Source organism: Pedobacter sp., assembly GCF_041645105.1.
Classification (GTDB): domain Bacteria; phylum Bacteroidota; class Bacteroidia; order Sphingobacteriales; family Sphingobacteriaceae; genus Pedobacter.
The window spans coordinates 394,727-409,243 of the sequence record NZ_JBAZQQ010000001.1 but is presented as its reverse complement, the minus strand read 5'-3'; the positions used below and the strand labels follow the sequence as shown (position 1 = coordinate 409,243).

The following is a 14,517-nucleotide window of genomic DNA, read 5'->3' as shown; positions in this document are numbered from 1 at the left end:
AATTTCTGTATTCAAGGTATTACTGCTTTTTATAACTAATACAATTGGGAAGCAATAAGCATCCAGTCAATTAGAAAAAAAAAGTAAATAAATCTATTTTATCAAGGAAATGCAGGTCAGAAGGATGGAAACTGCATTTTTGGTGTTCATATATTCTCTGATTAAAGTCAGCGCCTTGTTCATATGTTTGTTGACCGTACTTTCGGTTATCCCCAGTTCCTGGGCTGTCTGCTTGTAAGTCAGTCCTTTGAGGCGACAACGGACAAAAACTTCCTTAACCTGTCCGTTAAGGTTACTTATAGCTTCTGTAATAAGCGCATTACTTTCATTATAATCTACCTGAAGTTCGGTTGTATTTTCATCATCAGATGAATATCCCCTGATTTCCGACATAATAGCTGTTTCATGCTGAGCCCGTTTAAGCATGTTCAGCAAATTCCTTTTTGCAATGGTAAAAAGATAAGGTTTAAATGGCCTTAAGGGATCAATTAACAATCGATTCTCCCAGACTTTAACAAATGTATCATGTACAATGTCTTCAGCTAAAAATGGAGATTGAGCTGTACGCTGAGCATAGTACTTGAGTTGTTTGACATGTAGGTAATATAAAGTGCTTAAAGCTTGCTGATCTCCTTGCTGTAACATGGATATCAGTTCACTTTCATTATATCCTTTATATTTATCCATTTGTTCGATCTAAGTTATATCTGGCATAAAGCTTACGCTTTTCAACATTCTCTAATATTGTAAATATGTTAATTATTTTGAACTAAAACGTCGTGAAAAAGAAAAGCCTCCTGATTCACTGTCAGGAGGCTTTTCTGCACTTTGTGAAAGAAAAATCACCTTCTCCGAGGAGGCCTCAGGCGCTTTTCTTCTTCAGAAAAGATGCCAGACTCCGAGTGAGAATGGTTATTTTTTCCCTTTAACCTAAAAACGGATAACGGTAATCCTTAGGCATATCAAAAGTTTCTTTAATCGTACGTGGCGATACCCAACGTAACAAGTTGATCATAGAACCGGCCTTGTCGTTCGTGCCAGAACCTCTTGCACCACCAAATGGTTGCTGACCAACCACTGCACCAGTACATTTATCATTGATGTAGAAGTTACCAGCAGCGTTTCTTAACGCATGAGTAGCTTTCTCAATAGCATAACGATCCTGAGCAATAACAGCACCCGTTAAAGCATATATTGAAGTCGTGTCAATAATCTCTAAAACCTTGTCAAAATCTTTGTCATCATAAACATAGATAGTTAAAACAGGTCCGAACAACTCTTCGCACATTGTTGTATATTTCGGATCATCTACAACCAGAACAGTGGGTTCAATAAAATAACCTTTGCTCTTATCGTAACCACCACCAGCAATAACATCTACAGATTTATCATTTTTAGCTTCGTCAATATATTTAGCTAGCTTGTTAAATGAATTCTCGTCAATAACTGCATTGATAAAGTTTCCGAAATCTTCTGTGCCACCCATTTTAAAGGTTGCAAGGTCACGTAACATAAATTCTTTAACCTTAGGCCAAACGCTTTTAGCAACATAAACGCGAGAAGCTGCAGAACACTTTTGTCCTTGATATTCAAAAGCCCCACGAATAATTGCTGTGCTTGAAGCTTCAGCTTCAGCAGAACCATGAACAAGGATAAAATCCTTACCACCAGTTTCTCCAACAATACGCGGATAAGTTTTGTATTTATGAATATTGTTTCCAATCGTGTTCCAGATATTTTGGAAAACGCCAGTAGAACCAGTAAAGTGTATACCCGCAAAATCAGGGTGACTAAAAATGACATCACCTGCATCAGGACCAGAAACATAAACAAGGTTAATAACACCATCAGGCAAGCCAGCTTCTTTAAAGATTTCCATTAAAACATTCGCTGAATAGATCTGTGTATTTGCTGGTTTCCAAACCACAACATTACCCATCATAGCAGCAGAAGTAGGCAAGTTGCCTGCAATAGCTGTAAAGTTAAATGGAGTTAAAGCGAATACAAAACCCTCAAGCGGACGTTGCTCAACTCTGTTCCAGGAACCTTTCGGAGAAACAGGAGGCTGTTGCTTATAGATTTCAGACATATAGCTCACGTTAAAACGCAAGAAGTCAATCAGCTCACAAGCAGAGTCGATCTCAGCCTGGTAAGCATTTTTAGACTGACCAAGCATTGTTGCTGCATTTAATTTATAACGATAAGGACCAGCAATTAAATCTGCTGCTTTTAAAAATACAGCTGCACGATGTTCCCAGGCAAGATTTTCCCAATCAGCCTTAGCAGCCAAAGCAGCATCAATAGCTTGAGTTACATGTGCTTTTTCACCTTTGCTAAATTGAGCAAGTACATGTTGATGATCGTGTGGAGGAGTAACCTTTCCTTTATTTTCCGTGTGTACTTCTTTACCCGCAATATGCATTGGTATATCAATCTGTTTTGCACGGGCATCGGCAATAGCTGCCATTAAAAGTTCACGTTCTTTACTTCCCGGAGCGTAACCCAAAATGGGCTCGTTAACAGGAACTGGTACGTTAAAAAATCCTTTAAGCATGTTATAATAAGTTGTTTCTGCAAAGGTAGCGTTTATTTTTATTTCGTTGGTAATGCTCATTCTGTAATATATTCATGCAAATACGCTGTAATAATTCTTATTTTTGAACCTTGAGCATGATTAGATACCTGAGATTACTTTTATTCCCTTTTTCAATCCTGTATGGGATGGTAATTATATTCAGAAATAAGCTGTATGATCTCGGCCTGTTCAAATCAACCCAATTTAATCTCCCCGTAATTTGTGTAGGAAACCTGGTTGTAGGAGGCTCAGGAAAAAGCCCGGTTACGGAATATCTGGTCCGCTTACTCGATGGGCATAAAATCGCGATATTGAGTAGAGGATATGGCCGACAAACCAAAGGTTTTATCCTGGCCGACCAGACTGCAACAGCTCAAAGCATAGGTGATGAACCTATGCAGTTTTATAACAAATTCCCACATATTACAGTGGCTGTATGTGAAGACCGTGTAAAAGGAATTAATCTGCTGAAAGATAATCATGATCTTATTCTATTGGATGATGCCTATCAACACCGTAGTGTAAAACCAGGATTAAGTATTCTATTATTTGAATACCAAAAACTTCAGAATCCACAATTTTTATTACCTGCAGGAAATCTGAGAGAACCTTTTTATGGATATAAAAGAGCAGATGTATTGATGGTTACTAAGGGACCAGAAGAGCTAAAGCGCACAGAAAGATCAAAATGTACTCAAAAATTCAACCCTAAGCCGAATCAGTTAACCACTTTCTCTTATATCACTTACGGAAATTTAAAGCATTTATTTTCTGAAGAGACAAAATCCTGTAATGTCATTAGTGACAATACTGAAGTGTTTCTAATTACCGGTATAGCCAATCCTTTGCCTTTGTTAAATCATTTGAAAGGTTATTCCGCAAATATTCAACATCATGATTATCCGGATCATCATAGTTTTAGCAAGCAGAATATCGAAAATCTTGTAAATGCGTTTAATAACACAACTGGAAAAGAAAAAATCATTATAACAACAGAAAAGGACGCACAGCGTTTATTAGGTATTACTTTCAAAGAATTACTGTTAAATTTACCGATCTTTTATTTGTCAATAGAAATTGATTTGCAGAAAGAAGATAAAGTTACATTTGATCAAAAGATTTTAAACTATGTTTCAAGCACTACACGAAACCGTTGAATATATAAAGCGCAAAACCGATAACTTTGAACCAGAGTTTGGAATTGTATTGGGAACAGGTCTTGGCGGACTGGTTAGTGAAATAGAGGTGGAATATAATTTAATGTATTCCAATATTCCCAATTTCCCAATTTCTACGCTGGAGTTTCATTCTGGAAAACTCATATTTGGAACTTTACAAGGTAAAAAGGTCATCGCAATGCAGGGTCGTTTGCATTATTATGAGGGTTATAGCATGCAGCAGATCACTTTCCCAATCAGGGCAATGAAAGCTTTAGGCATCAAACGTTTATTTGTTTCTAACGCTGCGGGTTCATTGAATTCTGATTTCAAAAAAGGTGATCTGATGATCATTAATGATCACATTAATCTACAACCTGAAAGCCCCCTAAGAGGGCATAATGATGCAGATATGGGGCCGCGATTCCCGGATATGAGTGAGCCTTATAACCGTAAGATGATAGCTGCTGCGATGGAAATAGCTAAAGCTGAAAAGATAGCTTGTCACCAGGGAGTGTATGTCTCTGTAACTGGCCCTAATTTAGAAACTAAAGCGGAATATAAATACCTGAGCATAATCGGGGGTGATGCAGTAGGCATGAGTACCGTACCAGAAGTAATCGTTGCGAACCATATGGCAGTACCGGTATTTGCCATATCAGTTTTAACAGATGAGGGTTTTACTGATGTATTAAAACCTGTAAGTTTGGAAGAAATTCTGGAGACTGCTAAAATTGCTGAACCGAAGATGACTAAAATATTGAGCCAGTTAATCTCTACCTTATAATGTATAAACACATTGTTTTATTTGTTTTACTACTGTTAAGTATTGGTGCAGAGCCTTTGCTGGCACAGGATTTAAAAACTACAGTAAGAGACAATAAAGAGCTGGATTCTTTAAGAAAGAAAGAGGAAGAGGGGCTGGATTCAGTAGTGTTTACTTCGAAATATGTACGCTATACCACGCTCAAGCTAACCAAAGATAGTATTCAAACGCTGGCTTTAGATACCAGTCTAAATGGGTTCCATAATTTCAGTGCATTAGTTCAGCCACGCATGCCAACTGTAAGTACAGGAAATTTAGGATTGGCAGCTATGCCTATGTTATTTGAGCCTGTAAAAACAATCGGCTTCAATCCGGGTTTTCACGCATTGGATTTTTATGCACTTACACACGATGATATTAGATATTATCAGGCCAGGACTCCTTTTACCAGTTTGTATTATGTAGCTGCTGGCGATGCAGAACAGGTTTTTAGAGTTATACACTCGCAAAACGTAAAGAAGAATTTTAATATAGGGGCCAACTTTAACCGGATTGGAGCGAATGGAGTATATTCAAGACAAAGGGGAGATGATCTGAATGGTGCACTTTTCACCTGGTACCAATCACCAAATAAGCGTTATAACTTATGGACCAACGCCGTTTTTAATACTTTAAAAGCAGCAGAGAATGGTTCGGTAGCCAACAAGGAAATTTATACTGCTCCGGCTGATCAGATAATTAATAGAATAGCAGAGCGAACCAACTTAAATAATTCAAGACAAATATGGCGTCAGGGATCGCTGTTAGTTAAACAGTCGTATTTCGTTGGACGTATTGATAGTACTGCTCAGGAAATATCTGACAAGATATTACCAACTAATAAAATTACCTATACGTTTAAGTACGATAAAAATTCATACGCCTTTCAAAAAGACGAAGTTGATGATCATTCAGTAATTCCAAAAGGATTTGCAGATAGCACTTTTACGAACGATAGTACCAGTTACTCCAGGATTTATAATGAGTTTATATATAGCTTTTTCCTAAGAGCAAAATCAAGTTCAGTAATCAAAAATGAGTTGAAACTGGATGCCGGAATAAGGCATGAGTATTATAAATATAATCAGTTAGGGATGTATAAAGACAGAACTAACTTTTATAATTATACCTCAACTTTTCAAAATATAACTTTGCTGGGCTCTGCTGGATATAGATTTAGTAATCGTATTGACTTAAATGTCGATGTAGAACAGATATTTCAAGGCAGGAATATGGGCGACTTCCTTTACGAAGCTAAAAGTAATGTATTGCTGAGTAATAAAGTAGGAAGGGTAGTATTGGGAGGGTATTTTCAAAACAAGTCACCTGAAGAAATATACAACAGATATTTCGGTAACCATTATAGCTGGCTTAACGATTTCGACCGGACCAAAACGGTTAACTTATCGTTTAAGTATCTGAATGATAAGTTGAAATTGGATGCTACCGCAAATTACTACTTGATTACCAACTACCTGTATTTTAAAAATAGAGTTACAGATGCAAATACAAGCAGTGTAGATAGCATTACCATTATGCCAGCTCAGGTTAACGGAAGTATCAATCTATTGAAGATTGCAATAGGTAAGAAGTTCGAGTTCGGCAGGTTCAATCTGGAGAGTTATATCGTATATCAGAAAACAGATAATCCATCTATACTACGAACTCCAGAGTTCTATACATTTAATACCTTTTATGTTAGACAAACCTTTTTCAAGGCACTTAAGACTCATGTAGGTTTTGATGTGCGTTACAATACGCCGTATAAGAACTATTCATATTCTCCGGCTTCAAGTCAGTTTTATGTAGGAAACAATACCCCATCTGGTTCAACACCAATTGTTGATGTCTGGGTAAAAGCAAGCCTAAGAAAAGCGAATTTGTTTGTAAAATGTGATTACGTGAATCAGGGCTTCCCTAGTAAAGGGTATTATACTATCAATCAGTATCCAATGCAAGACAGAATGCTGTTCAAATTCGGTGTGCAGTGGAATTTCTATGATTAGGTCTTCTGAGGTTTCTTTTTAGCGGCTGGAAACAATACATTATTCAATATCAATCTGTATCCCGGAGAATTCGGGTGCAGGTTTAAATCTGTAGGAGGATCGCCAACTGCATGCTGGTAATCTTCAGGATCATGTCCACCATAAAAAGTAAACTGACCTTTCCCAATCTCGCCATTTAGGTAACGTACTTCTTCGGCTCCTTTGTTTTCACCCAGTACAGTAATACTAGGTTTCACCAAACGCTTTCTAAAAGCTGTAGTTTGTCCCATGAATCCTTTAATAACCTTATCGTGGTTCTGAGTGAGCATAGTTGGTACAAGATCCCATTTGGCCGAAAAATCAAATAAGGTAAAGTAATCGTTATCCTCTTTTAATGTCCTGGTCTGGGTCACATCAATATCCGAGAACTCATAATTAGAAGGATTCAAGTCGAGCTGGAAATCTTTAAAAGCAAAAGTCCTGTTAAAGTTAAGTTTAGCCTGTGCCTGTGCGTCAGCAGGATCACCATCAAACATTCTTTCACAGATGTCAATCCCGTCAGCACTTAAAGCAATGTCAAAGCTGTCAGTCCCAGAACACATGGCAAACAAAAAGCCTCCTCCTGTACAAAACTCTTTTATTCTTTTTGCAACTGCCAGTTTCATTTCAGATACCTTTTTAAACCCATTGCGCTTAGCTGCAGCTTCCTGATTTTTTACATCTTCCCTGTACCATGTCGCATTTCTAAAGGAACTCCAAAAACGACCATATTGCCCGGTAAAGTCTTCATGGTGCAGGTGTAGCCAATCGTATCCCGAAAGTTTATCTTTCAATACCTCATCATCATAGATTATATCGTAAGGTATTTCAGCGTAGGTCAGCACAAGTGTTACGGCATCATCCCATGGTAATTTGCTTTTTGGAGAATATACAGCCATTTTAGGAGCTTTTTCCAATTTTACCATTTCCATATTAACCTGGGGATCACTGATTTCGTTAAGAATAGAAGTCACTTTGCCGTCAGGAAGTACCTGATAGGATACTCCACGGGCTTTACATTCATCTTCCACAATTTTATTATACTTAATTAAAAAACTGCCACCCCTGTAGTTTAGAAGCCAGCTCACGTCTGCCTGTTGTTTTATCCCCCAATAAGCAAGGCCATAGGCTTTGAGGTGGTTCTTCTGATCCTCATCCATATATATAAGAATAGACGACGCTCTAAGGCCAACGCTAAGTAACAAGAAAAAAAATAAAAGACTTAATCGTTTTGAATTCATAAAGCAACTTATGGAACGAATGTACTTATATAACGGTATAAAAAGAAGGAAATTATGAGAGATTAACGATGTGCCATTTTGATAAATTAGTATTGTTTTCAAAAAAAAGTATGGGATTTAGGAATTTTCAATTACTTTTATGCAAACGGTTGCATAACTTGCAATCGGAAGCTTAAAACCAACAACGTATAAATAAAACCAACACTGAGCATATGTATTTATTAGGCCTTGATATTGGCACATCTTCTATAAAAGCATCTGTGGTCGATGCAGTTACCCAAAAAAGGATTGCAACCGCTCAATACCCTGAAGAGGAAGCAGAAATTAAATCACTGAAACCTGGATGGGCAGAGCAGTCGCCTGAAGGTTGGTGGAATCATGTTATTAAAGCAATCTCTAAAGTAACAGCAGAGAAAGGCTTTAATCCTGATGACATCAGTGCCATAGGTATAGCCTATCAGATGCATGGACTGGTATTGGTGGATAAAGATCAAAACGTTTTAAGGGATAGTATCATCTGGTGTGATAGTCGCGCTGTAAAACTGGGTGATCAGGCATTTAATGCCATAGGTCAGGAGCATTGTTTACAAAGTATGCTCAATTCTCCAGGAAACTTTACCGCTTCTAAATTGGCATGGGTAAAGCAAAACGAGCCTGAATGTTACCAAAAGATTGATAAAGTAATGCTGCCTGGCGATTTTATTGGTATGAAACTGACTGGAACAATCACCACCAGTGTGGCAGCTTTGTCAGAAGGTGTTTTTTGGGATTTCCAAAAGGATGAACTATCAAAAGAATTGATGGATTATTATGGCTTTGATGAAAATCTAATTCCAGAGATAAAACCTTTGTTCTCAGTGCATGGGGCACTTACAGATAAAGTTGCGAAATTATTGGGATTGAAAGCAGGAATTCCTGTAGCTTACAAATCAGGTGATCAACCAAATAATGCATTGTCACTCAATGTACTTAAACCGGGTGAAGTCGCTTCAACAGCAGGGACATCAGGTGTAATTTATGGAGTTAGTGAAGACCTGACCTACGATTCGCAATCACGTGTAAATACATTTGCACATGTAACCTATTCCAGCAAAAAGAAACATACCGGAGTGTTGTTGTGTATCAATGGTACAGGAAGTATGTACAGATGGGCAAAGCATAATTTTGCACCTCATTTATCATATACTGAACTTAATGAGCTGGCTGCAACAGCGCCAATTGGTAGTAAAGGATTAAAAGTATTGCCTTTTGGCAATGGCGCTGAGCGTATGCTTAATAATAGATATACAGGAGCTCAGTTATTGGGTATCGATCTTAATCTGCATACTCAGGCAGATATTTTTAGAGCCGTACAGGAAGGCATCGCTTTCTCATTCCGTTACGGACTAGACATTATGCGTGAGAATGGGATGCAGCCAAAAGTAATCAGGGCCGGAATGGCCAATCTGTTTTTAAGCGAGCTATTTACACAGACTTTTGTGGATGTAACCGGAATCCCGGTAGAGCTGTATGAAAACGACGGCAGTGTAGGAGCTGCATTGGGGGCAGGAATCGGAGCTGGAATTTACAATAGCCCTGAAGAAGCATTTACTAAACATGAGCTGATCAGGTATGTAGAACCACAAAATACTGAAGCATATGAGCCGATATATGCGCAATGGAAAGAACTTTTAAACAAAGCATTATAATAGACCTAATAACATATTAAACATGACAAAAGTAGTAACAGGAGAAAAAGAGTTTTTTAAGGGAATTGACCAGATCAAATACGAAGGCTTGCAGAGTGATAATCCTCTTGCTTTTAGATGGTATGATGCCAATAAAGTAGTGGCCGGAAAAACTATGAACGAGCATTTTAAATTTGCTTGCGCATACTGGCATTCATTCAATGGAAACGGTGGCGATCCATTTGGAGGAGCTACACATATATTCCCATGGGATGAAAAGAAAGATGCTGTGGAAAGAGCAAAGGATAAAATGGATGCTGCATTTGAATTTATTACCAAAATGCAATTACCATATTATTGTTTCCATGATGTGGATGTTGTTGATTATACAGACGATATTGCCGAAAATGAGCGCAGACTGCAGACGCTGGTTGAATATGCAAAAGAGAAACAAGCCAGTAGTGGTGTGAAATTGCTTTGGGGAACAGCCAATTTGTTCAGCCATAAGCGTTATATGAATGGGGCTTCTACCAACCCTGATTTTCATGTGCTGGCTCATGGTGCAGCTCAGGTTAAAGCCGCATTAGATGCTACAATTGCATTAGGTGGAGAAAATTATGTTTTCTGGGGAGGAAGAGAAGGGTATATGAGCTTGCTGAATACCAATATGAAACGTGAACAAGAGCACTTGGCTAAATTCCTGCATACAGCTAAAGACTATGCGCGCAAACAAGGCTTTAAAGGTACTTTCTTTATTGAGCCTAAACCATGTGAGCCATCTAAACATCAGTATGATTATGATGCAGCGACGGTTAAAGGTTTTTTACAGGAATATGATTTGCTTGCAGACTTCAAATTAAACCTGGAAGTAAACCATGCTACTTTGGCTGGACATACTTTCCAACATGAGTTACAAGTTGCTGTTGATAGCGGATTGTTAGGATCAATAGATGCAAATCGCGGAGATTATCAAAATGGTTGGGATACCGATCAGTTTCCAAATGACATCAATGAACTGACAGAAGCTATGCTCATCATATTAGAAGGAGGCGGTTTACAAGGAGGTGGAGTGAATTTTGATGCTAAAATCCGTAGAAACTCTACTGATATGGCTGATTTGTTTTATGCGCATGTGGGTGGAATGGATATTTTTGCACGGGCATTGGTAACTGCTGATGCTATTCTTCAGAAATCAGATTATAAAAAGATTAGAACTGATAGGTATGCTTCGTTTGATAGCGGTAAAGGAGCCGAGTTTGAACAAGGTAAATTGAGTTTGGAAGATTTAAGGAATTTTGCTGCTGATCATGGTGAGCCTGAAGTTCGTAGCGGAAAACAAGAGTATTTGGAAAATCTAATAAATCGTTATATTTAAAGCCTTAAATAAATCAAAAACCTAACCTAACCAATTAAATGAAAGCCAATATTCTGGATACCAAGGATTACATCGTATTTCTAGTTTACTTTGTAATTGTCGCAGCCTACGGGCTGTACATTTACAATAAGAAAAAGTCCGCAGCTAGTGGTTCACAAGATTACTTTCTAGCCGAGGGTTCTTTAACATGGTGGGCCATCGGAGCCTCTCTGATCGCTTCAAATATTTCTGCAGAACAGTTTATTGGGATGAGTGGTTCAGGCTTTAAAATGGGCCTTGCTATTGCTACATACGAATGGATGGCTGCAGCTACATTAATTGTAGTAGCAGTTTTCTTTATACCGGTTTACCTGAAAAACAAAATATCAACCATGCCGCAGTTCCTTCACCAAAGGTACAACGGAACGGTAGCTATGATTATGGCTGTATTCTGGTTGCTATTGTATGTAGTAGTTAACTTAACTTCAATTCTCTACTTGGGCGCATTGGCAGTGAGCAGTATTTCTGGTTTCAGCCTTGAATTGTGTATGTATGCCATTGCAGCATTTGCTATTATCATTACCCTGGGCGGGATGAAAGTAATTGGTTATACGGATGTAATTCAAGTGTTTTTCCTGATTCTTGGTGGTTTGGCAACAACATATCTTGCTTTAAGTCTGGTTTCTGAGCATTATGGAACATCTGGCATCTTGGAAGGTTATAGTCTTATGACAGAAAAGGCATCGGAGCATTTCCATATGATTCTAAAACCAGAAAATGAGAATTATATTGACTTACCAGGGTTGAGTGTGCTGGTTGGAGGTATGTGGATTGTAAACCTGAATTACTGGGGATGTAATCAATACATCACACAGCGTGCATTGGGTGCAGATCTTAAAACTGCACGTGCAGGTATCTTATTTGCAGCGTTTTTAAAACTGTTAATGCCGATTATCGTAGTACTTCCAGGTATTGCAGCTTATGTACTATACAAAGATGGAGCTTTCCAAACCGAAATGCTACAGAACGGAGAGGTGAATCCAGATAGAGCGTATCCTGTATTGCTTAATCTTTTGCCAGCCGGATTAAAAGGGCTTTCGTTTGCAGCATTAACCGCTGCGGTTGTAGCTTCACTAGCTGGAAAAGCAAATAGTATTGCAACGATCTTTACACTCGATATTTACAAAAAGGTACTTAAACCAGAGGCATCTGAAGTTAACTTGGTTAGAACCGGTAAAATAGCTATCGTTGTATCTATGATTTTAGGTGTGCTGATCGCTCCACATTTAGGTATCGATAAAAAAGGTGGTTTCCAATACATTCAAGAATATACAGGTTTCGTATCTCCTGGTATCTTCGCGATGTTTATCCTGGGCTTCTTCTGGAAAAAATCAACCTCAAATGCAGCGCTTTTCGCTACAATAGGTGGTTTTGGTTTATCGTTACTACTTAAGTTTTTACCGGGCATGACAGATCTTTCCTGGTTGTCGGAAGTAGGATTTGCTGTTAAAAATTCAGTAGGTATTTATGAAATTCCATTTATAGATAGAATGGGCTTTGTATTTATATTCTGTATTGTTGGTATGATCATTATCAGTTTAATAGAGAATAAAGGAGAAGAAGATCCTAAAGGTCTTGAAATTGATGCTACTATGTTTAAAACAACTACTGCATTTGCAGTGGGGGCCTTAATTATAGTTGGACTACTTGTTGCCCTTTACAGCGTATATTGGTAATCTTAAAACATCATCTTTAAGAAAGATAATCTAAGAGCCTGAATCATCATATGATCAGGCTCTTTGTAGTTTGATCGTTATTAGCCGCATTCCGGTCTAAACATATTTTTATTATAATTGTACAAAATAGCTATAGCCACATCTTGAAAAAGAAAACAACGATTTACGATATTGCCAAAGAACTGAATATCACAGTGTCAACAGTATCCAGAGCACTTAGTGGTTTTCCCGCAATCAGCGAAACAACGAGGCAGATGGTAATTGAGACTGCGAAAAAGCTGAATTATAGTCCAAATAAATTGGCCTCTGCACTAAAGTCAGGTAAAACATTTATTGTAGGTGTTATTGTGCCAAGTGTGCAGGCTCACTTCTTTGCATCAGTTATTCATAGTATAGAAAAGGGGTTAAAAGACAGCGGCTATCGGATTATCCTTTACCAGTCTAACGAGTCTGTAGAAAACGAAATAAATGGAGTGAAGACTTTGCTGGAAGCACAGGTGGATGGGATTATGGCATCAATATCCTTAGAAACTACTGATGTTTCTCATTTTCAGGAAATCATAAAACAGAATAAACCACTGATATTATTTGATAGGGTCAGCACAGAATTAAAAGTGCCAACGGTTACATTGAACGATTTTAATGCTGGTTACCTGGCTACTCAACACCTGATTGATCAGGGCTATAAGAATATAGCGTTTGTAACTACTATGCATAAGGTCAAGATATTCGATGATCGTTTAGAGGGGTTTAGAGCCGCAATGAAGGCAAACAATCTACCTGTAAATGAAGAACAACTTATTCTCGGTGGACTTTCTATAAAAGATGGTAGATATGGTGCGGGCAGGCTACTACGTGGAGACAACCTGCCTGATGCGATCATTGCCGGAGATGACTTTACGGCTTTGGGTGTAATAAAAAAATTAAAAGAAGTTAATCAGGTACCACCGAAGATAGGAGTAATCGGTTTCTCAAACGAAGCATTTTCTGCTTACATCACGCCAACCCTGTCTACCGTAGATCAGCACCCTAATCAAATGGGACTTGAATGTGCGGACATGTTTTTACAGATGATTAAACAGAAAAACCCAAATGACGGTATTCGTAATGTTGTTCTGGAACCAACCATTGTAGAAAGGGAATCCACAGGACTGCCTTTACTATCCGATATTAGCATCGATTAAAACATTCCTGGGAATAAAGAAATGCTTTAATGTTCTTGGATTGGTGTACACATCTGAGTTGATTTCGAATACCTCATAGATGTTTTTGGTATTTAAGACCTCTGCAACTGTTCCATCATACCACTTTCTCCCATTTTTAAGCATAATGATCCTGTCAGCATATTGTGCTGCCAGGTTTATATCATGTAAAATACTAACGACCATAAAGCCGCGTTTAGTCAACATTTTGGCAATAGCCAGGGTTTGCTGCTGGTATTGTAAATCCAGACTGGCCACTGGTTCGTCCATCAATAACAATGCATTTGGTACATCCCAGATCTGAGCAAGTACCCTTGCTAATTGAACTCGCTGTTGTTCACCTCCCGATAAGCTGAGGTAAGAGCGTTCAGCAAGGCTTGTAATGCCTGTCAACTCCATTACTTCAGTACAGATTTCATTGTCGCCTATGGATGGATTATTACGGTAGTGAGGATATCTGCCCATCATCACAATTTCCTCAACAGTAAAGGCCATGTTTACAACATTCTGCTGGTTGAGTACAGCACGTTTTAACGCGAGAGCTGAAGATGAATAGGTGCCAAGTTCTTTTTCATGCAGCTTTACACTTCCAGAAGATGGAGGTCTGTCGCCACTTAACAAACGGAATAAGGTCGACTTCCCAGCGCCATTCGCACCTAATATAACCAGCAATTCTCCTTGTCGCAAGCTAAAAGAAATGTCTTTTACCAATGCCCGCTTACCTACCTTAAATGTTAATGAATCTGCTACCAACAT

General features: G+C 38.4%; 11 protein-coding genes. 7 read left to right on the top strand and 4 right to left on the bottom strand.

Features of this window, described 5'->3' with window-relative positions; genetic code table 11:
• Positions 1–93 precede the first annotated feature (93 nt).
• Positions 94–687, bottom strand: a complete 594-nt coding sequence (locus WC623_RS01655; protein ID WP_372847788.1) for an RNA polymerase sigma factor — start codon at positions 685–687, stop codon at positions 94–96.
• Positions 688–925: 238 nt separating this feature from the next.
• Positions 926–2,554 (bottom strand): L-glutamate gamma-semialdehyde dehydrogenase, encoded by a 1,629-nt coding sequence (pruA, locus tag WC623_RS01650; protein ID WP_372848968.1) that lies wholly within the window; start codon positions 2,552–2,554, stop codon positions 926–928.
• A 116-nt stretch (positions 2,555–2,670) separates the two neighbouring features.
• On the opposite strand from pruA, the gene lpxK reads away from it, so the two are divergent.
• Genes lpxK through WC623_RS01635 form a run of 3 tightly spaced genes read left to right on the top strand, consistent with a single transcriptional unit; the run spans position 2,671 to position 6,543 of the window.
• Positions 2,671–3,732: a tetraacyldisaccharide 4'-kinase gene (gene lpxK, locus WC623_RS01645; protein ID WP_372847787.1), complete on the top strand. Its 1,062-nt coding sequence runs from the start codon at positions 2,671–2,673 to the stop codon at positions 3,730–3,732.
• The gene (locus WC623_RS01640) at positions 3,704–4,519 is read left to right on the top strand and encodes a purine-nucleoside phosphorylase (RefSeq protein WP_372847786.1); all 816 of its coding nucleotides are present in this window, start codon (positions 3,704–3,706) and stop codon (positions 4,517–4,519) included. The genes lpxK and WC623_RS01640 overlap by 29 nt, the downstream gene beginning before the upstream one ends.
• Positions 4,519–6,543: a putative porin gene (locus WC623_RS01635; RefSeq protein WP_372847785.1), complete on the top strand. Its 2,025-nt coding sequence runs from the start codon at positions 4,519–4,521 to the stop codon at positions 6,541–6,543. Before WC623_RS01640 ends, WC623_RS01635 begins: the two co-directional genes overlap by 1 nt.
• On the opposite strand, the gene WC623_RS01630 is transcribed toward WC623_RS01635, so the two are convergent.
• On the bottom strand, positions 6,540–7,721 hold the full coding sequence (locus WC623_RS01630; RefSeq protein ID WP_372848966.1) for an asparagine synthetase B: 1,182 nt from the start codon (positions 7,719–7,721) through the stop codon (positions 6,540–6,542). The genes WC623_RS01635 and WC623_RS01630 overlap by 4 nt on opposite strands.
• Positions 7,722–8,014: 293 nt before the next feature.
• On the opposite strand from WC623_RS01630, the gene WC623_RS01625 reads away from it, so the two are divergent.
• From WC623_RS01625 to WC623_RS01610, 4 genes are all read left to right on the top strand, one after another.
• Positions 8,015–9,490 carry a xylulokinase gene (locus WC623_RS01625; RefSeq protein ID WP_372847784.1) on the top strand — a complete coding sequence of 492 codons (1,476 nt, stop codon included), beginning with the start codon at positions 8,015–8,017 and terminating at the stop codon, positions 9,488–9,490.
• 22 nt (positions 9,491–9,512) lie between these two features.
• Positions 9,513–10,844 (top strand): xylose isomerase, encoded by a 1,332-nt coding sequence (gene xylA, locus WC623_RS01620; protein ID WP_372847783.1) that lies wholly within the window; start codon positions 9,513–9,515, stop codon positions 10,842–10,844.
• A 38-nt stretch (positions 10,845–10,882) separates the two neighbouring features.
• Positions 10,883–12,559 (top strand): sodium/sugar symporter, encoded by a 1,677-nt coding sequence (locus WC623_RS01615; protein WP_372847782.1) that lies wholly within the window; start codon positions 10,883–10,885, stop codon positions 12,557–12,559.
• 143 nt (positions 12,560–12,702) lie between these two features.
• Positions 12,703–13,743, top strand: coding sequence for a LacI family DNA-binding transcriptional regulator (locus WC623_RS01610; RefSeq protein WP_372847781.1), 1,041 nt, complete (start codon positions 12,703–12,705; stop codon positions 13,741–13,743).
• On the opposite strand, the gene WC623_RS01605 is transcribed toward WC623_RS01610, so the two are convergent.
• Positions 13,720–14,517 (bottom strand): heme ABC transporter ATP-binding protein, encoded by a 798-nt coding sequence (locus WC623_RS01605; protein ID WP_372847780.1) that lies wholly within the window; start codon positions 14,515–14,517, stop codon positions 13,720–13,722. The genes WC623_RS01610 and WC623_RS01605 overlap by 24 nt on opposite strands.

Excerpts from the sequence above, each read along its gene's own strand:
- WC623_RS01655 (WP_372847788.1), bottom strand. The coding sequence starts at position 687 with ATGGATAAATATAAAGGATATAATGAAAGTGAACTGATATCCATGTTA.
- WC623_RS01640 (WP_372847786.1), top strand. The coding sequence starts at position 3,704 with ATGTTTCAAGCACTACACGAAACCGTTGAATATATAAAGCGCAAAACC.
- WC623_RS01605 (WP_372847780.1), bottom strand. The coding sequence starts at position 14,517 with ATGTTGGTAGCAGATTCATTAACATTTAAGGTAGGTAAGCGGGCATTG.
- WC623_RS01625 (WP_372847784.1), top strand. The coding sequence starts at position 8,015 with ATGTATTTATTAGGCCTTGATATTGGCACATCTTCTATAAAAGCATCT.
- WC623_RS01615 (WP_372847782.1), top strand. The coding sequence starts at position 10,883 with ATGAAAGCCAATATTCTGGATACCAAGGATTACATCGTATTTCTAGTT.
- lpxK (WP_372847787.1), top strand. The coding sequence starts at position 2,671 with ATGATTAGATACCTGAGATTACTTTTATTCCCTTTTTCAATCCTGTAT.
- WC623_RS01635 (WP_372847785.1), top strand. The coding sequence starts at position 4,519 with ATGTATAAACACATTGTTTTATTTGTTTTACTACTGTTAAGTATTGGT.
- xylA (WP_372847783.1), top strand. The coding sequence starts at position 9,513 with ATGACAAAAGTAGTAACAGGAGAAAAAGAGTTTTTTAAGGGAATTGAC.
- pruA (WP_372848968.1), bottom strand. The coding sequence starts at position 2,554 with ATGCTTAAAGGATTTTTTAACGTACCAGTTCCTGTTAACGAGCCCATT.
- WC623_RS01630 (WP_372848966.1), bottom strand. The coding sequence starts at position 7,721 with ATGGATGAGGATCAGAAGAACCACCTCAAAGCCTATGGCCTTGCTTAT.